The sequence below is a fragment of the Streptomyces sp. NPDC045968 genome (assembly GCF_056430475.1).
Genome location: NZ_JBWKLF010000001.1, coordinates 1,234,484 through 1,255,335, shown reverse-complemented (window position 1 = coordinate 1,255,335; position 20,852 = coordinate 1,234,484). Strand labels below are relative to the sequence as shown.

Genomic DNA, 20,852 nt, shown 5'->3' with positions numbered 1-20,852 from the left:
CCCGGGGCCGTTCGTCCGGGCTCGCTCACGCGCCGCCGGTGTGGACCTGGAAGGCGGCGCGGCGCACGGCCTTGGCCAGGGCGGGGTCGGGGTGCGCGGCGGCCAGGGCGACCAGCACCTGGACGGTGCGCGGGTGGCCCACCGCGCGGACCTCGTCGAGCAGGGCCGGGACGGTGCCCTGGACGGCGGAGTCGAGGTGGCGGACCAGCAGCCCGGTCTCGCCGTGGTCGGCGACCGCCGCCGCCGTGTCGACCCAGAGCCAGGTGGCTTCCTCGCGGCTGAGGACCTCCTGGGCGTCGTCCGGGTCGGTGCCCTCGTACTCGGCGAGCCAGAGCAGGGCGTAGGGCCGCAGCGACGCATCGGTGACGACGGAACGCACCACGGGTTCGGCGGGGGCGCCGACGACGCGGAGCGCTTCGAAGGCGAGGCCGCGCAGGAGCGCGTCCTCGCCGCGGGCCACGGCGAGCAGTTCCGCGACGGCGCTGCCGACGGGGCGTGCGGCGAGCCAGGCCCGGTATTCGGCGCGGGCCGGGCCGGGGGTGAGCCGGGCGCAGCCCAGCAGCATGTCGGCCGCGGGCTGCTCGATGTTTCCGGCCGGGCTCTGGGCGGCGACGCAGATCTGTTCCAGCTTGACCCAGACCGCCCAGTTGCCGAGCGGGGTGAGGGTGGCGTGTCCGGAGCCGAGGGTGAGGGCTCCGACGGCGGCCAGCCCTTCCAGCGCCCAGTCGAGCAGCAGCGCGTTCAGGTCGGCGGACTCCTCCGCGGGCCGGCCGGCGGAGGACGTGGGGGGCAGCTGCGGGCCGTAGGCCACCTCGCACCGCTCCTCGTGGAGCTCCGCGACGCGCTGGCCGAGCAGGTCGAGGAGAGCGGGCACCGCGACCGGGCCCGCCGAGAGCTGGAGCAGGGAGAGCACCTGAGGGACCGCCTCGACCGCCTCGGCGACGGTGGTCGCCTCGATGTCGCGGGGCGCGGCGTGGACGAGCGACCAGGCGTCGAAGAGCGCGACCCAGCCGCGGAGCACGGCGGAGTCGTCGCGTTCCCAGGCACGCAGCCGCCAGCCGGGGCGCACGGTGTCGCCGTGCAGCTCGACCAGGCCGGCGAGCCGGGCGCGGTCCCAGCCGGCCCGTACCTGGACCGGGGACAGTTCCAGTGCTGCCGCGGCCCGTTCGAGGGCGTGGGCGGTCAGCGGGGCCGTACCGGGGCTCGCGCCGTCCGCCGCCCAGTGGGCGATCCGTACGGCGTCGGCGAGCACGGCCCTGGCCTGACGGGCCAGTTCCGCCGGGGGCGGGGTGCCCTCGGGAGGGCGGGGGGCCGGCCTGGTGCGCCGGGTGGTCACGGCCTTGCGGGCGGTGGCAAGGGGTCGCGGGCGGACAAGTCGCAGCCTGGAGTCGCGCGGGGTACGGGACGTCACGGGGAGCAGTCTTGCCTCTGACGGCCCGAAAGCCCAAACGGAAGCTGACTCGACGGTTTGTGGAGGCCTCCGGAGTGCCGCGCACCAACCGGGCCTATCGGTCACAACGTCTCACATCAGAGGGGTGAGGAAGCGCCGGAGCGTCTCCTCGTACCGTGCCGGGCCGGCATTCCACATCGCCGCATGCGGAGCCTGCGGCACGGCGTGCAGGGAGACCAGGCCGGGGCGGAGCTCGGCCAGGGCCTTCGACGCCGCCCACGGAGCCAGGGTGTCGTCGGGGCCGTGGAAGATCAGCGTCGGGACGCGCAGGGCCTCGGGCAGGGAGGTGTCCAGCAGCCCGGCGCCGTGGAGCCCGGTCTGGCCCTGGGCGGCACGGACCGCGAGGGGAAGCAGCGCGGCGGGGACGCCTCGGGCGGCGGCCAGGGCGCGCAGGGTGGCCTGCCAGTCGAGGACCGGCGAGTCGAGGACGAGACCGCTGATGCGGTCGCGGAGAGCGCAGTTGACGGCGGCGTGCAGGGCCATCGAGGCGCCGGTGGACCAGCCGTGGACGATGACGTTCTCGGCTCCGTAGCGCAGGGCGTAGCGGATGGCGGCGTCCAGGTCGCGCCATTCGGACTCACCGAGATGGCTGAGGCCGTCCGCGGGGCGGGGAGCCCCCGCGTCGCCGCGGTAGGCCAGGTCCAGTACGGGCAGCTGCTGGGCGTTCAGGAAGCCCATCAGGTTCATGGGGTGTTCCCGGGTGGCCCCGAGGCCGTGCACGGTGATGACCCAGGTGTCGCGGGGAGCGGGCACGAACCAGGCGGGCAGGGCGCCGAGCTCGCCGGGGATCTCGGCCTCTTTGAAGTCGAGCCCCAGGGCGCTGCCCGGGTCGCCGCTGTACAGCTCGGGAGTGATGCGGACCTTGGCGCCCGGTTCCAGGCTTCCGTGGACGACGCGCTCCAGCCGGCGGACGACGGTGTCGGCGCCGTGCCGCGCCTGTTCGATCACCGGGCCGACGACGGCGTGGACGCCGGGCCCCACCAGTCCGTACGTACCGGGGCGGAGCGCGGCGAAGGAGCGGGTCAGGGTGACCTGTCCGGCCGCCGTGGAGTGCACGGTGAGCCTGCGGTCGCCGGGGAAGGGACGTCCGGACGGCACCTTGAGGGCGGCGTCACTGGCATACCGGCCGGCGGCGACCGCTGCCGAGCCGACGCCGAGAATCGTGGTGACGGCCGCTGCCGTCGCTGTAGCCGGGCGCATGCTTCAGTGTCGTGGTACCCGCGGCTCGATGCCAGTGGGCGGGGCCGTCCGATGCCCGCGGGCACACCTCCCCGGGACCTCAGCGCGGCTGGCCGTAGCCCTTCAGGGCTTCCTCCACGTCGCTCAGCTGGGCCCTGGAGAGCAGGGTCGGCGTGTGGCCCGGCACGGAGCTCGCGGTGATCCAGAGCCGGCACAGCCATTCGAGCTGGGCGGTGCGGTCGAACGCCTCGTCGAGGGTGTCTCCGTAGGTGACCGTTCCGTGGTTCTGGAGCAGGCAGCCCGTGCGGTCGCGCAGGGCGGTGAGCATGTTCGCGGCCAGCTCCCGTGTCCCGTAGCGCGCGTAGGCCGCGGTGCGGACGGGGCCGCCGAGCATCGCGGAGGCGTAGTGCACCAGCGGGACCTCGGGGACGAGGGTGGAGACCGCCGTGGCGTGCACGGCGTGGGTGTGGACGACCGCGGCGGCGTCCGTGCTGTCGTATACGGCCAGGTGGAGCGGGAGTTCGCTGGTGGGCGCCAGGTCGCCGAGCACCTGGCGGCCTTCGAGGTCCACACCGACCGCGTCCTCGGGCCGGAGCCGGTCGTACGGCACGCCGCTGGGGGTGACCAGGACGACGTCTCCGACCCGGGCCGACACATTGCCCGAGGTCCCGACGACGAGGCCGTCGGCCGCCGTCCTGCGGGCCGTCGCGACCACGCCGTCCCAGGCCCGTTGGATCGCTTCCCGATGCTGATCGCTCATACGGAAATCCTATGAGTCCGGGGTGGACGGGCGCCGGTGAAGTGACTCAGGTGACCGGGATCTCTTCGGGGCCTGAAATTGGCCGAAATAGCACCCCAGCAGCCGGCGCGGAATGGCTTCCTCCAGGCGTGGGGCGGGCCGTGCCCCCCGACTCCCACACAAGCGGAGTGGCGGCACTCCGATTGGGGTCACCACAGCGCCCCGCCCAGTTCACCTTCCGTTCATCCAGGTTGCCTACGGTCCACGTGCCACTGACGTCGAGCGATTGCCTGGGTAAATGGAACACATCACACTGCTGCTTGCGATTGTGATCGTGACAGCTCTCGTGTTCGATTTCACGAACGGTTTCCATGACACCGCCAACGCGATGGCCACCACCATCTCGACCGGCGCCCTCAAGCCCAAGACAGCGGTGGCCATGTCCGCCGTTCTCAATCTGATCGGCGCGTTCCTGTCGGTGGAGGTCGCGAAAACGATCTCCGGCGGGATCGTCAACGAGGACGGCCTCAGAACCGAGGTCATCTTCGCGGCGCTCGTCGGCGCCATCCTGTGGAATCTGCTGACCTGGCTGGTGGGCCTGCCCTCCAGCTCCTCGCACGCTCTCTTCGGCGGCCTCATCGGCGCCGCGGTCATGTCGGCCGGCTGGTCCTCGATCGACGGCGGCACCGTCGTCACCAAGGTCCTGCTGCCCGCCATCGCCGCCCCGCTCGTCGCCGGCCTCGCGGCCCTGCTGGCCACCAGGCTGACGTACCGGATCAACCGGAAGGTCACCGACGAGGCGCAGCTGAAATCGACCGCCAAGGGCTACCGGGCCGGCCAGATCGCCTCGGCCGGGCTCGTCTCGCTCGCCCACGGCACGAACGACGCGCAGAAGACCATGGGCATCATCACCCTGGCCCTGGTCACCGGCGGCGTCCTGGCCCCCGGCTCCAACCCGCCGGTCTGGGTCATCGTCTCCGCGGGTGTCGCGATCGCCATGGGGACCTACCTCGGCGGCTGGCGCATCATCCGCACCATGGGCAGCGGCCTCACCGAGCTCAAGCCGCCGCAGGGCTTCGCCGCCCAGACGAGTGCGGCCACGGTCATCCTGGCCTCCTCCCACCTCGGCTTCTCCCTCTCCACCACCCAGTCCTGCTCCGGCGCCGTCATGGGCGCGGGCCTCGGACGCAAGGGCGGCGTGGTCCGCTGGTCCACCGCGACCCGGATGTTCGTCGCCTGGGGCCTGACCCTGCCGGCCGCCGGCCTGGTGGGCGCGGGGGCCGAGTTCCTCACCAAGCAGGGCAGCTGGGGTGTCGCCGTCGTAGCGGTCCTGCTCGTCGCGGGTTCCGGCGCCATCTGGCTGCTGTCGCGCCGCAAGCCGGTCGACCACACCAACGTCACGGACAGCCAGCACGCCGAGCCCGCGGGTGTCGTCACGATGGCCATGGCGGCCGTCACGCCGCCGCCCACCGGCACCGTGGCCATGGAGATCAAGTCCACCATCCCGGCCCCGGCCGGTACCACCGCCGACCCGGCCCACCCGGCCACGGTCTGAAGGTCAGGGAACTGCCACCATGAAAATCGACTGGGCGGCTCTCGCCTCCGTCTTCGGCGTCAGCCTCGTGGTAACCGTGGCGCTCGTCGGCCTCTTCACCCTCGGCATCATCGGCCTGTCCAAGCAGGCGGCACCGGCCCCGGCCGGCGGCCCCGGTGGCTCTCCCGCACTGGCCCGCACCGGCGCCTACCTCTGCTTCGGGCTCTGCGCCGCGGCGGTCGCCTACGGGATCTATCTGATCGTCGCCTGACCCGTACCATCCCCTCGCCGTTGACCTCCGTGGAGTCCCGCAGGTCAACGGCGAGTTGACGGGCGTTCGCAGAGCGTGGTGGACTGCCCGTGCCGTTTACGGCGACAGAAGAGGAAGCCGGTGCGAATCCGGCGCGGTCCCGCCACTGTCACCGGGGAGCACTCCCCCACACCGGAAGTCACGGTCCGCACGCGGACTGGAAGACCGGGGGAAGTGCCGATCCGGAAGCCAGGAGACTCTCGTCGCCGGTCACGTCGAACCAGGGCGCGGACCCTGAGTGAGGACATACGCCATGCCTGGCCGTTGTGCGCCCGATCCTGTGTCACCTGTCGCCAGAACGTCCCGTGCATCGGCGGGCTGAGCCATGCGTGCCGACCGCATCTTCGCGTACGGCGCCGCAGCCGGTCTGATCGGCGATCTGGTCCTGGGTGATCCCCGCCGGGGCCACCCCGTCGCCGTCTTCGGGCTGGCCGCCGCGGAGGTCGAGAACCGACTGTGGCGCGACCACCGCGGGTGGGGCGCGCTCCACACGCTGATCTGTGCCGGAGGCGCCGCGGGCGCCGCCGCGCTCACCGCCCGTGCCGTCCGCGACCGGCCCGCCCTCGCCGTCGCACTGACCGCCGCCGCCACCTGGTCCGTCATCGGCGGCACCACGCTGGGCCGCGAGGCCCGCGCCATCGGCGGCGCCCTCGCCGCCGGGGACATCGACATCGCCCGCGAACGGCTGCCGCATCTGTGCGGCCGCGACCCGCACTCCCTGGACGGGCCGCAGATCGCCCGCGCGGTGGTCGAATCCGTCGCCGAGAACACCTCGGACGCCGTCGTCGGCGCCCTCGTCTGGGGAGCGCTCGGCGGAGTGCCGGGCCTCGTCGGCTTCCGGGCCGTCAACACCCTCGACGCCATGGTCGGGCACAAGTCGCCCCAGTACCGGCGGTACGGCTGGGCCTCGGCCCGTCTCGACGACCTCGCCGGCTGGCCCGGAGCCCGCCTCACCGCCGCGCTCGCCGTCGCCGCCGGAGGCCGTCCCCGGGAGGCGGTACGGGCCTGGCGTGCGGACGCGGGCAAGCACCCGAGCCCCAACGCGGGACCGGTCGAGGCCTCGTTCGCGGGCGCGCTCGGCGTACGGCTCGGCGGGACCCTCGCGTACGGCGGCCGGGTCGAACACCGGCCGGTACTCAACGGGGCGGCCGGCCGCGCGGTGGAGACCGCGGACATCGAACGTGCGGTGCGGCTGTCGCGCCGGGTGAGTGCGCTGGCCCTCGGCGTCTGTGTGGCCGGACGGCTGATCGCGGGACGGAGACGGATATGAGCGGCGGACTGCTGGTCGCCGGGACCACATCGGACGCGGGCAAGAGCGTCGTCACGGCGGGGATCTGCCGCTGGCTGGTACGGCAGGGGGTGAAGGTCGCGCCGTTCAAGGCGCAGAACATGTCGCTCAACTCGTTCGTCACCCGCGAGGGTGCGGAGATCGGGCGCGCCCAGGCCATGCAGGCCCAGGCCGCCCGGGTGGAGCCGACCGCGCTGATGAACCCGGTGCTGCTCAAGCCCGGCAGCGACCGCTCAAGCCAGGTCGTCCTGATGGGAAAGCCCGTCGGCGAGATGAGCGCACGCGGCTACCACGGGGGGCGGCAGGAGTCGTTGCTCGGGACCGTCGTGGACTGCCTGGAGCAGCTCCGGGGCACGTATGACGCCGTGATCTGCGAGGGGGCGGGCAGTCCGGCCGAGATCAATCTGCGGCGTACGGACATCGTGAACATGGGCATCGCACGGGCCGCGCGCTTCCCCGTGCTGGTGGTCGGGGACATCGACCGCGGGGGCGTCTTCGCCTCGTTCTTCGGTACGACGGCCCTGCTGAGCGCGGAGGACCAGGCGCTGGTCGCCGGCTATCTCGTGAACAAGTTCCGGGGCGATGTCTCGTTGCTGGAGCCGGGCCTCGACATGCTGTACGAGCTCACGGGGCGCCGGACGTACGGGGTGCTGCCGTTCGCCCACGGGCTCGGCATCGACGAGGAGGACGGGCTGCGGGTGTCGCTGCGCGGCGCCGTACGGGAGTCCGCCGTCACCGCGCCGCACGGCGAGGACGTCCTGCGGGTCGCGGTGTGCGCCGTACCGCTGATGTCGAACTTCACCGATGTGGACGCGCTCGCCGCCGAACCGGGCGTCGTGGTGCGCTTCGTGGACCGGGCCGAGGAGCTGGCCGACGCCGACCTGGTGATCGTGCCCGGTACGCGCGGCACGGTGAAGGCGCTGGCCTGGCTGCGCGAACGGGGCCTGGCGGACGCGCTGGTGCGGCGGGCCGCCGAGGGGCGCCCGGTGCTCGGGATCTGCGGTGGTTTCCAGGTCCTCGGTGAGCACATCGAGGACGAGGTCGAGTCGCGGGCCGGGCACGTCGACGGGCTCGGGCTGCTGCCGGTCCGTATCCGCTTCGAGAAGGCCAAGACGCTGGCCAGGCCGGTCGGTTCGGCGCTCGGGGAGCCCGTCGAGGGGTACGAGATCCATCACGGGGTCGCGGATGTGCGGGGCGGGGAACCGTTCCTGGACGGGTGCCGGGTCGGCGCGGTGTGGGGGACGCACTGGCACGGGTCGCTGGAGAGCGACGCGTTCCGGCGCCGGTTCCTGGCGGAGGTCGCGCGGGCTGCGGGGCGGCGGTTCGTGGCCGCGCCCGACACGAGCTTCGAGGTGCTGCGGGAGGAGCAGTTGGACCGGCTGGGGGATCTGATCGAGGAGCACGCGGACACGGACGCGTTGTGGCGGCTGATCGAGGGCGGGGCGCCGGGAGGGCTGCCGTTCGTGCCGCCGGGGGCGCCGGTCGCGGCCGCGCCTGCGGCGGGTCTTTCCCTGCCCGCCCCTTCCCGTGACCGGGACTCCGCCCCGGACCCCGGTCCTCAATCGCCGGACAGGCTTGAACCGCCCCGGAACGCGGCTGTGAAGCCGGACGGGTCGCAAGTGACGCATGTCGAGAAGGAGACTTTGTGAGTACGCCGTATCCGTTCACCGCCATCGTCGGGCAGGACGATCTACGGCTCGGGCTCCTGCTGAACGCCGTCAGTCCGGCCGTCGGCGGGGTCCTCGTGCGGGGGGAGAAGGGGACCGCCAAGTCCACCGCGGTGCGGGCCCTCGCGGCGCTCATGCCCGAGGTCTCCGTGGTTCCGGGGTGCCGGTTCTCGTGTGACCCGGCCGTGCCCGACCCGGCGTGTCCCGACGGGCCCCATGAGAGCGCCGGCGGTGTGCCGCGGGCCGCGCGGACCGTCGAACTGCCCGTCGGGGCCTCCGAGGACCGGCTCGTCGGGGCGCTGGACATCGAGCGGGCGCTCTCCGAGGGTGTGAAGGCGTTCGAGCCGGGTCTCCTCGCCGACGCGCACCGCGGCATCCTGTACGTCGACGAGGTCAACCTGCTCCACGACCACCTCGTGGACCTGCTGCTCGACGCGGCCGCCATGGGTGCTTCGTACGTGGAGCGTGAAGGCGTCTCCGTACGGCACGCGGCGCGTTTCCTGCTGGTCGGGACGATGAATCCCGAAGAGGGCGAGCTCCGGCCGCAGTTGCTCGACCGGTTCGGGCTCACCGTCGAGGTCGCGGCCTCGCGTGACACCGATCAGCGGGTGGAGGTCGTACGGCGCAGGCTGGCCTACGACGACGACCCGGCCGGTTTCGCCGCCCGATGGGCGGACCAGGAGCGGGAGTTGCGCGAGCGGATCGCCTCCGCGCGCGCCCTGCTGCCCCAGGTCGTCCTGGGCGACGGCGTGTTGCGGCAGATCGCGGCGACCTGTGCGGCCTTCGAGGTGGACGGGATGCGCGCCGACATCGTCATGGCCCGTACCGCCACGGCGCTGGCCGCCTGGGCCGGGCGCGACGAGGTGCTCGCCGAGGACGTGCGCCAGGCCGCGCTGCTCGCCCTTCCCCACCGGCGCCGGCGCAATCCGTTCGACGCGCCGGGGCTCGACGAGGACAAGCTGGACGACACGCTCCAGGACGCCGCCCAGGACGAGGGCGGGAGCGACAGCGACCCGGACCCCGACGGGCCGGATGGCGACGGCGGTGGCGGTGGTGGCGGCGGAGTGCCGCCTCAGGGCGACGGGCCCGACGGGCCGGAGGGGTCCGCCGGGGCCGACACGCCGGAGCGCGCGCCGGAGAGCGGCGGCGACGCTCCCGGACAGGGCCGGCCGTCAGGCGGCGGCGAACAGCAGCCCGTACGCGCGGCGGAGCCGTTTCGCACCAAGATGCTGAGCGTGCCCGGTCTCGGCGAGGGGGCGGCGGGGCGACGCTCCCGGGCGCGTACCGAGCACGGACGGACGACCGGGTCGCGGCGGCCCGAGGGGGCACTGACGAAGCTGCACCTGGCGGCGACCGTGCAGGCGGCCGCACCGCACCAGCGGGCCAGGGGCCGGTCGGGGCGGGGGCTCGTGGTCCGGCGCGACGATCTGCGCCAGGCGACGCGGGAGGGGCGCGAGGGGAATCTCGTGCTGTTCGTCGTGGACGCCTCCGGGTCGATGGCGGCCCGGCAGCGGATGAGCGCCGTGAAGGGTGCGGTGATGTCGCTGCTGCTGGACGCGTATCAGCGGCGGGACAAGGTCGGCCTGATCACCTTCCGGGGCAAGGACGCCGAGGTGGTGCTGCCCCCGACGTCGTCGGTGGACGCGGCCGCCGCGCGCCTGGAGTCGCTGCCGACCGGCGGGCGCACCCCGCTGGCCGCGGGACTGCTGAAGGCGCACGACGTCCTGCGGGTGGAGCGGCTGCGTGATCCCTCGCGGCGGCCCCTGCTCCTCGTGGTGACGGACGGGCGGGCCACGGGCGGTCCGGACCCGCTGGCGCTGGCGGCGCGGGCCGGGCGGCTGCACGCCGCCGAAGGCACCGCGTCCGTCGTCGTGGACTGCGAGTCGGGGATCGTACGCCTCGGGCTCGCGGGACAGCTCGCCAGGGATCTCGGCGGCAGCGCCGTCACGCTCGACGAACTGCGGGCCGACACGATCGTCGGGCTCGTGAAAGACGTATCTGCAGCCGGGAGGGCCGCGTAATGCCACAGGGACAGCCGATATCGGTGCCGGAGGACGGCCTCACCACCCGCCAGCGGCGCAACCGGCCGCTGCTGTTCGTCCACACGGGCATCGGCAAGGGGAAGTCGACGGCGGCCTTCGGGCTCGCGCTGCGCGCCTGGAATCAGGGCTGGCCGATCGGTGTGTTCCAGTTCGTGAAGTCGGCGAAGTGGAAGGTCGGCGAGGAGAACGCCCTGAAGGTGCTCGGCGCGAGCGGCGAGGGCGGCACCGTCGACTGGCACAAGATGGGCGAGGGCTGGTCGTGGGTTCAGCGGGGCATTCACGGCGACAACGCTGACAACGAGGAGAAGGCCCGCGAGGGCTGGGAGCAGGTCAAGCGCGACCTGGCCGCCGAGACGTACAAGCTGTATGTCCTCGACGAGTTCGCCTACCCGATGCACTGGGGCTGGATCGACACCGACGAGGTGGTCCAGGTGATGCGTGACCGTCCCGGAACGCAGCACGTGGTGATCACGGGCCGCAACGCTCCGGACAAGCTGATCGAGGCCGCTGATCTGGTGACCGACATGTCGAAGGTCAAGCACCCGATGGACGCCGGTCAGAAGGGCCAGAGGGGCATCGAGTGGTGAGCGTTCCACGTCTGGTCATCGCCGCCCCGGCGTCCGGCAGCGGCAAGACCACGGTCGCCACGGGTCTGATGGCGGCCTTCGCGGGCCGGGGGCTCGCCGTGTCCCCGCACAAGGTGGGCCCCGACTACATCGATCCGGGGTACCACGCGCTGGCGACCGGCCGCCCCGGTCGCAATCTCGACGCGTACATGTGCGGTCCCGAGCTGATCGCCCCGCTGTTCGCCCATGGGGCGAGCGGCTGCGACCTCGCCGTGGTCGAGGGCGTCATGGGGCTGTACGACGGTGCCTCGGGGCAGGGCGAACTGGCGTCGACCGCGCAGGTGGCGAAGTTGTTGCGGGCGCCGGTGGTGCTCGTGGTCGACGCCTCCTCGCAGTCCCGCTCGGTCGCCGCGCTGGTGCACGGTTTCGCCTCCTGGGACCCGCAGGTGCGGATCGGCGGGGTGATCCTGAACAAGGTGGCGTCCGACCGGCACGAGGCGCTGCTGCGGGAGGCGCTCGACGAGTCGGGGCTTCCGGTGCTCGGGGTGCTGCGGCGGTCCGCGCAGATGGCGACGCCGTCCCGCCACCTCGGGCTCGTTCCGGTGGCCGAGCGGGCCACGGACGCCGTCGATGCCGTACGGGCGATGGCCGAGCGGGTCCGGGCCGGCTGCGACCTGGACGCCCTGATGGCGCTGGCCCGTTCGGCGCCGCCGCTGCCGGACGAGGTCTGGGAGCCGCAGCCGGTCGCGGGACACGGACCGGTGTCGGGTGAGCGGCCGGTGGTGGCCGTTGCGGGCGGGGCGGCGTTCACGTTCGCGTACGCCGAGCATGCCGAGCTGCTCACGGCGGCGGGCGCCGAGGTCGTGCTCTTCGATCCGCTGCGCGACGAGAAGCTGCCCGCGGGCACCTCGGGGCTGGTCGTGGGGGGTGGCTTCCCCGAGATGTACGCGCCGGAGCTCTCGGCGAACGAGCCCCTGCGGCTGGCGGTGACCGAACTGGCGCGGAGCGGCGCCCCGGTGGCCGCCGAGTGTGCCGGGCTGCTGTATCTGGCGCGCGAGCTGGACGGCCGGCCGATGTGCGGGGTGCTGGACGCGGAGGCCCGGATGTCGGAGCGGCTGACGCTCGGATACCGGCAGGCGGTGGCGGTGTCGGACAGTGTGCTGGCGGTGGCGGGGACCCGGATGCGCGGTCACGAGTTCCACCGGACGGTGCTGGAGCCGGGCGCCGGGGCCACGCCGGCCTGGGGAATGCACCAGCCGGAGCGGCGCGTGGAAGGGTTCGTGCAGGGGGGCGTGCATGCGAGCTATCTGCACACCCACTGGGCGGCGTCGCCCGGTGTGGCCGGGCGCTTCGTGGAGAAGTGCCGGGGATGAGTTCCAGGGGGAAGTACCGGGGATGAACGGATGAGTGCGGGCGCCGCGGTCCGTCCGGCGGCGCCGCACTCACTCGGCGACGCCCACGACCAGCCAGATGAAGCCCACCCCCGCGACGGTGCACAGCAGCGTCGAGCGGGCCGGGTGGGTGTGGTGCGCCTCGGGCAGGATCTCGGCGGCGGCGAGGTAGAGCAGGGCGCCGCCGAAGAAGCCGAGATAGCAGCCGAGCAGTTCCTCCGGAAGGGTGAACAGCAGCGTCGTCGCCGCGCCCACGATCGGGGCCAGCGCGTCCGCGAAGAGCATCAGCATCGCCTTGCGGCGGGCGTTCCCGTAGAGCCTGGTGAGGGTGTACGTGTTGAATCCGTCGGCGAAGTCATGGGTGATCACGGCGAGTGCGACGGCGGCGCCCATGCCGCCGCCGACCTGGAACGCGGCGCCGAGCGCGACGCCGTCCATGAGGCTGTGGCCCACCATCGCCGCCGCCGCGGTCAGGCCGACCTGCGGCACCCGCGCGTCGCCCGCGCCGTGTGCCGCCTGGCGTCCGGCGAGCAGCCGCTCGACCAGATGGGCCACCAGGAAGCCGCCCACGAACAGCAGAAGGGCGGCCGGCACGCCGAAGACCTCGCCGCCCGCTGCCTCGATCGCCTCGGGCAGGAGGTCGAGGCCGACGACACCGAGCATCAGCCCGCCCGCGAGGCCGAGCACCAGGTGGCGGCGGTCGGTGACGCGTTGCGCGACCCAGCCGCCGGCCAGAGTCATCAGGAACGCGCCGAGCGCGACGAACACCGCCATGGCCCCTTGCTAGCCGATCGTCCCCCTCGCGCGCATCTCAGGGCGCCCTCACCCGGCCCGCCTCCCGTGACCTGTACTCAGGGTGTCCGCGTACGAAAGGACTCCGCACCGTGAACCGCCCCGTCTTCCTCGTCGTGGGCGTCGGCGCCCGCAAAGGCGTGCCGGCCGACGAAGTCCTGGAGCTGATCGTCGCGACGCTCGGCGCGGCGGGACTCGACGCGGCCGATGTCGTGGAGCTGGCCACCGTCGACGCGAAGGCCCACGAGCCGGGGATCGTGGACGCGGCGGCCGCGCTCGGGGTGCCGGTGCGCGTCCACCGGGCGCGGGAGCTGGCCCTGGTCCGCGTACCGCATCCGTCCGGCGCGGTACGGGACTCGGTGGGGACACCGTCGGTCGCGGAGGCCGCCGCGCTGATCGGCGGGGGCGAACTGCTGGTCCCCAAACGGAAGTCGGCCCCCGGGGGCGGGGGCGGCTCTTCGGTGACCTGCGCCGTGGCCCGGCGGTCCGTCGCCGAATCGATGCCCGCCCCACCAGTGACGTACGGGCCGGAGCCGTTCACCATGGCTGCCATGAACCCCCCCACGAAGGACCTCGACGTCACCGGCCCCGACCTGCGCCACCACGGTGACGCGGAAGTACGCGGCCACGATCTGACCGACCTCGCCGTGAACGTACGGACCGGGACGCCGCCCGACTGGCTGCGCGAGCGGATCGCCGTGTCGCTGGGCTCGCTGGCCGCTTATCCGGACGGGCGGCCCGCGCGGGCCGCCGTCGCCGCGCGGCACGGGCTGCCGGTGGAGCGGGTGCTGCTGACGGCGGGTGCGGCCGAGGCGTTCGTGCTGATCGCCCGTGCGCTGCCCGCCCGGCGGCCGGTCGTCGTGCATCCGCAGTTCACCGAGCCGGAGGCGGCGCTGCGGGCGGCCGGGCACGAGGTGGGGCGGGTGCTGCTGCGCCCCGAGGACGGCTTCCTGCTGGACCCGGCGGCGGTGCCCGAGGACGCCGATCTGGTGGTGATCGGCAATCCGACCAACCCGACCTCGGTGCTCCACCCGGCGGGCGCGCTGGAGAAGTTGGCCCGCCCGGGGCGGACGCTGGTGGTCGACGAGGCGTTCATGGACGCCGTGCCGGGCGAGCGGGAGGCACTCTGCGGGCGCACCGACGTTCCCGGGCTCGTCGTCCTGCGCAGTCTCACCAAGACCTGGGGGCTCGCCGGGCTCCGGATCGGTTATGTGCTCGCCGACCCGGCGACGATCGCCGTCCTTCAGGAGGCGCAGCCGCTGTGGCCGGTGTCCTCCCCCGCGCTGGCGGCGGCCGAGGCGTGTATGGAGCCGCGGGCGCTGGCCGAGGCGGCCGGGGCGGCCGACCGGATAGCGGTGGACCGGGCCCATCTGCTGGCCGGTCTCGCGGAGTTCGGCGAGGTACGGGTGGTGGAGCCGGCCGAGGGGCCGTTCGTCCTGCTCCGGGTGGAGCGGGCGGCGGAGATCCGGGAGCGGCTGCGGAATCTCGGGTTCGCGGCGCGGCGCGGTGACACCTTCCCTGGGCTGGGGCCCGAGTGGCTGCGGTTGGCCGTTAGGGACCGTGCGACGACCAACCGCTTCCTCCAGGCCTTCGACCAGGCTCTCCAGGCGCTGCCCTGGAGACCCGTGGGCTAGGCCGTGTGCTTGCCGGACGGGCGTTTGCGCGTCAAGCCCGTCCGGCAAGCCCCCTGTCAGCCCTGGGCGCGCCTGCGGGCCACCACGGTGGCCGCGGCGCCTGCGGCCAGCAGCAGCGCCGCGCCGCCCGCGATGTACGGGGTGGTGGAACTGCCGCCGGTCTCCGCGAGGTTCGGCTTCTCGGCGGCCGGGGCGGGGCCGGACCCCGTCTGCGGCTTCACCTCGCCGCCGGTCGAGCCCCCGTCGGTGCCGCGCGGCTTCTCCGGGGCCTTCGGCGTCTCACAGGTCGCCTCGGCCAGCGTCACCTCGCCGTGCACCTCGGCGACGTTGAGTTCGAGCGGATTCACCGACACCTTGAGCTGGAGCGCGACGGCCGCCGCCGTACGCGAGGTGGTCCCGGTCCTCGACAGGTCGAGGGTGATCTCTCCGACGCCCGGCACCTCCACACGGGTGGTGCCGCCCGCGGTGAGCGTGACCTTCTTGCCGAGGACCGAGACGTGGCCGAGCACGTTGGACTCCGCGACCGGCTTCCGCCCGACCTCGCACACGGCGCTGGAGGTGACCTTCTCGACCTCGATGAGCGAGAGGAGCGGCAGTCCTGGCACGTGGACCGTCGCCTTCGCGACGTTCGACCGGCCCTCGGCCCTGTGCTCGTCCACGGTCGCCTTCGCCGTGGCGGCATCGGCCTTCAGGAGACTGAAGGGGTTCCCCCCGTTCACCCCGTCGAGCTGGACGCTGAGCGCGGTCTTCTCGGCGCTCGCGGGAGCCCGCACCTCGTTGAGCGTGGCCTTCAGCGGGACGTTGACCGTCTTGTTGACGAGTGAGACATCGAGTGCGGTACGGAGCACGACCGCGCTCGCCTTTCCGTCGCCGGTGACGGTGGTCGCGGTGGCGGCCTGCGCGGGAACGGCGACAAGCAGCGCGACAGGGGCGGCGGCGACCGCCAGGGCGGCGAGGCGGAAGGTGTTGCTGTTCAAGATGGTGGAACCCCCACAAGAGACATGGAGCCACCGGCGCCGCCCAATGGGGGACATCGCGGGCGCCGGTGGCCTCGACTCCGTGAATCCTTACGCACGGAGGGTGAACTGGCGGATACCTGAAGTGAGTTCACCCCAAAGGGGGGTTTCCGTGTGCGTATTCGATTCTTTCGGCACGCGCGTTCCCCGGAGTCACCCGTTCCACGGAGCGTGCGGGGTGGGACAACCGCCGAGGCGGGTGCGCGCAGAGGTGCTTCAACGAGGTGCACCCGCCCCGGTCACTGGCTGTCAACACGGCGCCGCACCCGGCCCGATCATCGGGTCAGCCGACCACGCGCCCGTTCAGCACGATCCTGCGGGGCGCCGCCAGCACCCGTACATCCGCACGCGGGTCCTCGTCGTACACCACCAGGTCGGCCGGGGCGCCCTCCTCCAGGGCCGGCCTGCCGAGCCACTGCCGGGCACCCCAGGCCGTCGCGGAAAGGGCATCGAGGGGCGGGATGCCGGCCTTGACCAGTTCGGCGACCTCCGCCGCGACCAGGCCGTGGGCCAGCGAGCCGCCCGCGTCGGTGCCGACGAAGACCGGGATACCCGCGTCGTAGGCGGCGCGCACCGTGTCGTAGCGGCGCTCGTGCAGCCGGCGCATATGGGCCGACCACTGGGGGAACTTCGCCTCGCCGCCCGCCGCCAGGTCCGGGAACGTGGCGATGTTGACCAGGGTCGGGACGATCGCCACGCCGCGCTCGGCGAAGAGCGGGATGGTGTCCTCGGTCAGCCCCGTCGCGTGCTCGATGCAGTCGATCCCGGCCTCCACGAGGTCGCGCAGCGCCACCTCCGCGAAACAGTGGGCGGTGACCCGGGCCCCCAGCCGGTGCGCCTCGGCGATGGCCGCCTCGACCTCGCCGCGCGGCCAGCACGCCGTCAGGTCCCCGGCGTCCCGGTCGATCCAGTCACCCACCAGCTTCACCCAGCCGTCACCGCGCCGCGCCTCCCGCGCGACGAAGGCGACGAGGTCGCCGGGCTCGATCTCATGGGCGTAGTTACGGATGTACCTGCGGGTCCTGGCGATGTGACGGCCCGCCCTGATGATCTTCGGCAGGTCCTCGCGGTCGTCGATCCACCGGGTGTCGGAGGGCGATCCGGCGTCCCGGACGAGCAGCGTGCCCGCCTCCCGGTCGGTGAGCGCCTGCTTCTCGCTCGTCGCCTCGTCGACGGGGCCGTGGCGGTCGAGACCGACATGGCAGTGGGCGTCCACCAGGCCCGGCAGCGCCCAGCCGGTGAGGGTCACCGCGTCGTCCGCGCCCGGTGGCCGCCGGTACGTGATCCGCCCGTCCACGGCCCAGAGTTCGTCCCGGATCTCGTCCGGGCCGACGAGCACCCGCCCCTTCACCCGCAGCACCCGCGGCTCTTCGTGATCGCTCATAGGCGGCACTGTACGAGGCCCTCGGTACCCTCGACCAAGCACTGTTCGTACGCGGTCGGCCGACCGTGCGCCGAACCACTGACCGATCCGAAGAGAGCACCACCGTGACGCACCCCTTCCTCGACCTCGCCCCGCTCACCGCCGCGCGTTTCGCGGCCATCGAGCGGCGGGTGGCCGGTCTCCTCGCCACGCAGGCGGACGTCGTCATCATGCAGGGCGAGGCGCTGCTTCCCCTCGAAGGCTGCATCCGGGGCGGCGCGCGGCCCGGTTCGGCCGCGCTGAACATCGTGACGGGCCCCTACGGGCAGACCTTCGGGAACTGGCTGCGGGACTGCGGGGCCGAGGTCGTCGATCTCTCGGTGCCGTTCCACACGGCGGTCACCGCCGACCAGGTCGCGCGGGCGCTGGCCGAGCACCCGGAGATCGACTTCGTCTCGCTCGTCCACGCCGAGGCCGCGACCGGCAACACCAACCCGGTCGCGGAGATCGGTGAGGTGGTCCGGGCGCACGGCGCGCTGTTCATGCTGGACGCCGTCGCCTCGGTGGGCGCCGAACCGCTGCTGCCCGACGCCTGGGGCGTCGACCTGTGCGTGATCGGCGCGCAGAAGGCGATGGGCGGTCCCGCCGGGGTGTCGGCGGTGTCGGTGAGCGAGCGCGCCTGGGAGCGCATCGCCGCCAACCCCCGGGCTCCGCGCCGTTCCTACCTCTCGCTGCTGGACTGGAAGGAGCGCTGGATCGACGGTGGCCGCACCACGCTGCTGCACGCGCCGGCGCAGCTGGAGATGCTGGCGCTGGAAGCCTGTGTGGAGCGGATCGAGAACGAGGGCCTGGACGCGGTGATGGCCCGCCATGCCTCGGCCGCGGCGGCGACCCGGGCGGGCGCCCTGGCGCTCGGCGGGGGCCTGGAGCCGTACGTCGAGGACGCGCGGGACGCGGCGCCGGTCGCCACGACGCTGCGCGCCCCCGCGGGGGTCGATGCCGCCTCGCTGGTCGCGCGGGCGCTCGCCGCCGACCCGTCGCTGCCGCTGATCGCGGGGGGCGGGGCGCTGTCCAAGGAGATGATCCGGGTCAATCACTACGGTGTGGATGCGACGCGGGGCGCGGTGCTGTCCTCGCTCGCGGCTCTGGGGTCGGCGCTGGCCGACACGGGCAGGCAGGTCGATGTCGAGGCTGCCCGCAAGGCCGTATCGGAAACCTGGCCGAACGAATAACTCCACAAGAATTCATAAATGCGGGGAGATGCTTTATCGAGAGCAGCTCCCCGCATTCTTCTTCCCGCTTTCCCTGGCCCTAAACGTAAGAGCTTCATCAAGAGCGATCCTCTTGATTCGGACGCGTCTCCCCAGAGTTACAAGCCTGTGACCGACTCCACACGGCGGACGTTATGCCGGATAAATTCCGGTCAAACTGGGAGAAGTCGCCGCCGTTTCACGCGAAGGCACGCGCCCGCGTGATAACACAAGGAGGCCACTCACCCAACCCCTTTGCTCGATGCAATTTCGATTTTTGCTGGGTAAATTCAATTCGCATGACCGCCGCACCAGCAGATTTTGCACGTGCCCGAAGCGAATTCCTCAAAATCGACACCCCGCGAGTGGAGGACGGAGCCGCGATCTGGCGCATTGCCCGCGACTCCGAGGTCCTGGACCTCAACTCCTCGTACAGCTACCTGCTGTGGTGCCGTGACTTCGCGGCGACCTCCGTGGTCGCCCGCGACGAGAACGGCGACGCCATCGCCTTCGTGACGGGGTACATCCGCCCGGACCGCCCGCAGACGCTCGTCGTCTGGCAGGTGGCCGTCGACCAGGCGCACCGCGGGAAGGGGCTGGCCGCCACCCTGCTGGACGCGCTGACCACACGGGTCACCGCCGACCAGGGGCTGGTCTCGGTCGAGACCACCATCACCCCGGACAACACCGCGTCCGACCGGCTGTTCACCTCCTACGCGCTCCGCCACGACGTGGGCGTGGAGCACGAGGTGCTCTTCGACGGCGGGCTGTTCCCCGAGGGAACACACCTGCCGGAAGTGCTGTACCGCATCGGCCCGTTCCACACCTGAGCGTGCCCCCGGGCATCCCCGCGGCACCCCGAGAACAGCCCGTCCCACCACCCCCCTCTCACGCAGGAGATCCGCTGTGACCATCACCCCGCCGGCATTGAGCGTCTTCGAGACCCTGGAATCGGAAGTACGGAGCTACTGCCGCGGCTGGCCCGCGGTCTTCGACCGTGCTCAGGGCGCCCGGCTGACGGACGAGGACGGCCACTCGTACCTCGACTTCTTCGCCGGCGCCGGATCGCTCAACTACGGCCACAACAACCCGGTGCTGAAACGCGCGCTGCTCGACTACATCGAGCGCGACGGCATCACCCACGGCCTCGACATGGCCACCACGGCCAAGCGCGCCTTCCTGGAGACCTTCCAGAACGTGATCCTGCGCCCGCGCGACCTGCCGTACAAGGTGATGTTCCCCGGCCCGACCGGCACCAACGCCGTCGAGTCGGCGCTGAAACTGGCCCGTAAGGTCAAGGGCCGCGAGTCCGTCGTCTCGTTCACCAACGCCTTCCACGGCATGTCGCTCGGCTCGCTCGCCGTCACCGGCAACGCCTTCAAGCGGGCCGGCGCCGGTATCCCCCTGGTGCACGGCACGCCGATGCCGTTCGACAACTACTTCGACGGCCAGGTGCCGGACTTCCTCTGGTTCGAGCGGCTTCTGGAGGACCAGGGGTCCGGGCTCAACAAGCCCGCCGCCGTGATCGTGGAGACCGTCCAGGGCGAGGGCGGCATCAATGTGGCCCGCGCCGAGTGGCTGCGCGCGCTCCAGGACCTGTGCCACCGCCAGGACATGCTGCTCATCGTCGACGACATCCAGATGGGCTGCGGCCGGACCGGCGGCTTCTTCTCCTTCGAGGAGGCCGGGATCACGCCGGACATCGTGACGCTGTCCAAGTCGATCAGCGGCTACGGCATGCCCATGTCCCTCTGCCTGTTCAAGCCGGAGCTGGACATCTGGGAGCCGGGCGAGCACAACGGCACCTTCCGCGGCAACAACCCGGCCTTCGTGACCGCCGCCGCCGCGCTCGACGCCTACTGGGCGGACGGTCAGATGGAGAAGCAGACCCTGGCCCGCGGCGAGCAGGTCGAGCAGGCACTGCTGGCGATCTGCGGCGAGGAGGCCACCGCGCAGTTCCGTGGCCGCGGCCTGGTCTGGGGCATGGAGTTCCCCGACCCCGCCCGCGCCTCCGCGGTCTGCGCCCGCGCCTTCGAGCTGGGCCTGCTCCTGGAGACCTCGGGTCCGCAGAGCGAGGTCGTGAAGCTGCTGCCGCCGCTGACCGTGACCCCCGACGAGCTGGACGAGGGCCTGCGCACGCTGGCCCGCTGCGTCCGAGAGACCGCCTGACCCGGGGAGACCCGGGCCGGGCCCGAAGAAGCACCACCGCAGAGAGAAAGGCACCAACCCACCGTGATCGTCCGATCGTTCAGTGACATCGAGAACACCGACCGGCATGTGAAGGCCGCCTCCGGCACCTGGGAGAGCAAGCGCATCGTGCTCGCCAAGGAGAAGGTGGGCTTCTCGCTCCACGAGACGGTGCTGTACGCGGGCACGGAGACGTCGATGTGGTACGCGAACCACATCGAGGCCGTGCTGTGCACCGAGGGCGAGGCCGAGCTCACCAACGACGAGACCGGCGAGAAGCACTGGATCTCCCCCGGCACGATGTACCTGCTGGACGGGCACGAGCACCACACGCTGCGGCCCAAGACCGACTTCCGCTGCGTCTGCGTCTTCAACCCTCCCGTCACCGGACGGGAGGACCACGACGAGAACGGTGTCTACCCGCTGCTCACCGAGGAGGGCTGA

Annotated in this window: 18 protein-coding genes and 1 riboswitch; of the genes, 12 read left to right on the top strand and 6 right to left on the bottom strand. The window is 72.5% G+C overall.

Annotated elements, in window-relative coordinates; all coding sequences use genetic code 11:
* Positions 1-25: 25 nt before the first annotated feature.
* The 3 genes from AC07FA_RS05480 to AC07FA_RS05470 form a co-directional block, all read right to left on the bottom strand.
* Positions 26-1,336, bottom strand: coding sequence for a hypothetical protein (locus AC07FA_RS05480; RefSeq protein ID WP_479073445.1), 1,311 nt, complete (start codon positions 1,334-1,336; stop codon positions 26-28).
* A 186-nt stretch (positions 1,337-1,522) separates the two neighbouring features.
* A complete protein-coding gene (locus AC07FA_RS05475) occupies positions 1,523-2,650 on the bottom strand; it encodes an alpha/beta hydrolase (RefSeq protein WP_479073350.1) in 1,128 nt (375 codons plus the stop codon).
* A 79-nt stretch (positions 2,651-2,729) separates the two neighbouring features.
* Positions 2,730-3,389: a class II aldolase/adducin family protein gene (locus AC07FA_RS05470; protein WP_479073349.1), complete on the bottom strand. Its 660-nt coding sequence runs from the start codon at positions 3,387-3,389 to the stop codon at positions 2,730-2,732.
* 277 nt (positions 3,390-3,666) lie between these two features.
* On the opposite strand from AC07FA_RS05470, the gene AC07FA_RS05465 reads away from it, so the two are divergent.
* The 7 genes from AC07FA_RS05465 to AC07FA_RS05435 all read left to right on the top strand — a co-directional run bounded on the left by AC07FA_RS05465 (position 3,667) and on the right by AC07FA_RS05435 (position 12,148).
* Complete coding sequence (locus tag AC07FA_RS05465) at positions 3,667-4,923, top strand: inorganic phosphate transporter (protein ID WP_479073348.1); 1,257 nt, start codon at positions 3,667-3,669, stop codon at positions 4,921-4,923.
* A 19-nt stretch (positions 4,924-4,942) separates the two neighbouring features.
* Positions 4,943-5,173 carry a hypothetical protein gene (locus AC07FA_RS05460; RefSeq protein WP_479073347.1) on the top strand — a complete coding sequence of 77 codons (231 nt, stop codon included), beginning with the start codon at positions 4,943-4,945 and terminating at the stop codon, positions 5,171-5,173.
* Positions 5,174-5,243: 70 nt separating this feature from the next.
* A riboswitch (cobalamin riboswitch) is annotated at positions 5,244-5,433 on the top strand.
* 104 nt (positions 5,434-5,537) lie between these two features.
* Entirely contained in the window at positions 5,538-6,482 is a 945-nt protein-coding gene (locus AC07FA_RS05455) for a cobalamin biosynthesis protein (RefSeq protein WP_479073346.1), read from the top strand.
* The gene (locus AC07FA_RS05450; protein ID WP_479073345.1) at positions 6,479-8,149 is read left to right on the top strand and encodes a cobyric acid synthase; all 1,671 of its coding nucleotides are present in this window, start codon (positions 6,479-6,481) and stop codon (positions 8,147-8,149) included. The genes AC07FA_RS05455 and AC07FA_RS05450 overlap by 4 nt, the downstream gene beginning before the upstream one ends.
* On the top strand, positions 8,146-10,188 hold the full coding sequence (locus AC07FA_RS05445; RefSeq protein WP_479073344.1) for a putative cobaltochelatase: 2,043 nt from the start codon (positions 8,146-8,148) through the stop codon (positions 10,186-10,188). Before AC07FA_RS05450 ends, AC07FA_RS05445 begins: the two co-directional genes overlap by 4 nt.
* A complete protein-coding gene (gene cobO, locus AC07FA_RS05440; protein ID WP_479073343.1) occupies positions 10,188-10,796 on the top strand; it encodes a cob(I)yrinic acid a,c-diamide adenosyltransferase in 609 nt (202 codons plus the stop codon). The genes AC07FA_RS05445 and cobO overlap by 1 nt, the downstream gene beginning before the upstream one ends.
* Positions 10,790-12,148, top strand: coding sequence for a cobyrinate a,c-diamide synthase (locus tag AC07FA_RS05435; protein WP_479073342.1), 1,359 nt, complete (start codon positions 10,790-10,792; stop codon positions 12,146-12,148). Before cobO ends, AC07FA_RS05435 begins: the two co-directional genes overlap by 7 nt.
* A 69-nt stretch (positions 12,149-12,217) precedes the next feature.
* On the opposite strand, the gene AC07FA_RS05430 is transcribed toward AC07FA_RS05435, so the two are convergent.
* On the bottom strand, positions 12,218-12,940 hold the full coding sequence (locus AC07FA_RS05430) for a ZIP family metal transporter (protein ID WP_479073341.1): 723 nt from the start codon (positions 12,938-12,940) through the stop codon (positions 12,218-12,220).
* Between the two features lie 110 nt (positions 12,941-13,050).
* Here AC07FA_RS05430 and cobC point away from each other — a divergent pair, with 110 nt between their 5' ends.
* Complete coding sequence (cobC, locus tag AC07FA_RS05425; protein WP_479073340.1) at positions 13,051-14,592, top strand: Rv2231c family pyridoxal phosphate-dependent protein CobC; 1,542 nt, start codon at positions 13,051-13,053, stop codon at positions 14,590-14,592.
* Between the two features lie 56 nt (positions 14,593-14,648).
* Here the strand turns inward: cobC and AC07FA_RS05420 are convergent, their stop codons facing one another.
* Together AC07FA_RS05420 and AC07FA_RS05415 are read right to left on the bottom strand one after the other, a co-directional pair.
* On the bottom strand, positions 14,649-15,569 hold the full coding sequence (locus AC07FA_RS05420) for an SCO1860 family LAETG-anchored protein (RefSeq protein ID WP_479073339.1): 921 nt from the start codon (positions 15,567-15,569) through the stop codon (positions 14,649-14,651).
* A 322-nt stretch (positions 15,570-15,891) separates the two neighbouring features.
* A complete protein-coding gene (locus AC07FA_RS05415) occupies positions 15,892-16,992 on the bottom strand; it encodes an amidohydrolase family protein (protein ID WP_479073338.1) in 1,101 nt (366 codons plus the stop codon).
* Between the two features lie 104 nt (positions 16,993-17,096).
* Here AC07FA_RS05415 and AC07FA_RS05410 point away from each other — a divergent pair, with 104 nt between their 5' ends.
* From AC07FA_RS05410 to AC07FA_RS05395, 4 genes are all read left to right on the top strand, one after another.
* Entirely contained in the window at positions 17,097-18,203 is a 1,107-nt protein-coding gene (locus AC07FA_RS05410) for a pyridoxal-phosphate-dependent aminotransferase family protein (protein ID WP_479073337.1), read from the top strand.
* A gap of 383 nt (positions 18,204-18,586) precedes the next feature.
* Positions 18,587-19,051 (top strand): diaminobutyrate acetyltransferase, encoded by a 465-nt coding sequence (gene ectA, locus AC07FA_RS05405; protein ID WP_479073336.1) that lies wholly within the window; start codon positions 18,587-18,589, stop codon positions 19,049-19,051.
* Positions 19,052-19,127: 76 nt separating this feature from the next.
* Positions 19,128-20,390 (top strand): diaminobutyrate--2-oxoglutarate transaminase, encoded by a 1,263-nt coding sequence (gene ectB / locus AC07FA_RS05400; RefSeq protein ID WP_479073335.1) that lies wholly within the window; start codon positions 19,128-19,130, stop codon positions 20,388-20,390.
* Between the two features lie 63 nt (positions 20,391-20,453).
* Positions 20,454-20,852, top strand: a complete 399-nt coding sequence (locus tag AC07FA_RS05395; RefSeq protein WP_136328578.1) for an ectoine synthase — start codon at positions 20,454-20,456, stop codon at positions 20,850-20,852.

Bases quoted from the DNA above. Each gene is read 5' to 3' on its own strand.
- AC07FA_RS05475 (WP_479073350.1), bottom strand. From the start codon at position 2,650: ATGCGCCCGGCTACAGCGACGGCAGCGGCCGTCACCACGATTCTCGGC.
- AC07FA_RS05470 (WP_479073349.1), bottom strand. From the start codon at position 3,389: ATGAGCGATCAGCATCGGGAAGCGATCCAACGGGCCTGGGACGGCGTG.
- AC07FA_RS05465 (WP_479073348.1), top strand. From the start codon at position 3,667: ATGGAACACATCACACTGCTGCTTGCGATTGTGATCGTGACAGCTCTC.
- AC07FA_RS05460 (WP_479073347.1), top strand. From the start codon at position 4,943: ATGAAAATCGACTGGGCGGCTCTCGCCTCCGTCTTCGGCGTCAGCCTC.
- AC07FA_RS05455 (WP_479073346.1), top strand. From the start codon at position 5,538: ATGCGTGCCGACCGCATCTTCGCGTACGGCGCCGCAGCCGGTCTGATC.
- AC07FA_RS05450 (WP_479073345.1), top strand. From the start codon at position 6,479: ATGAGCGGCGGACTGCTGGTCGCCGGGACCACATCGGACGCGGGCAAG.
- cobO (WP_479073343.1), top strand. From the start codon at position 10,188: ATGCCACAGGGACAGCCGATATCGGTGCCGGAGGACGGCCTCACCACC.
- AC07FA_RS05430 (WP_479073341.1), bottom strand. From the start codon at position 12,940: ATGGCGGTGTTCGTCGCGCTCGGCGCGTTCCTGATGACTCTGGCCGGC.
- AC07FA_RS05415 (WP_479073338.1), bottom strand. From the start codon at position 16,992: ATGAGCGATCACGAAGAGCCGCGGGTGCTGCGGGTGAAGGGGCGGGTG.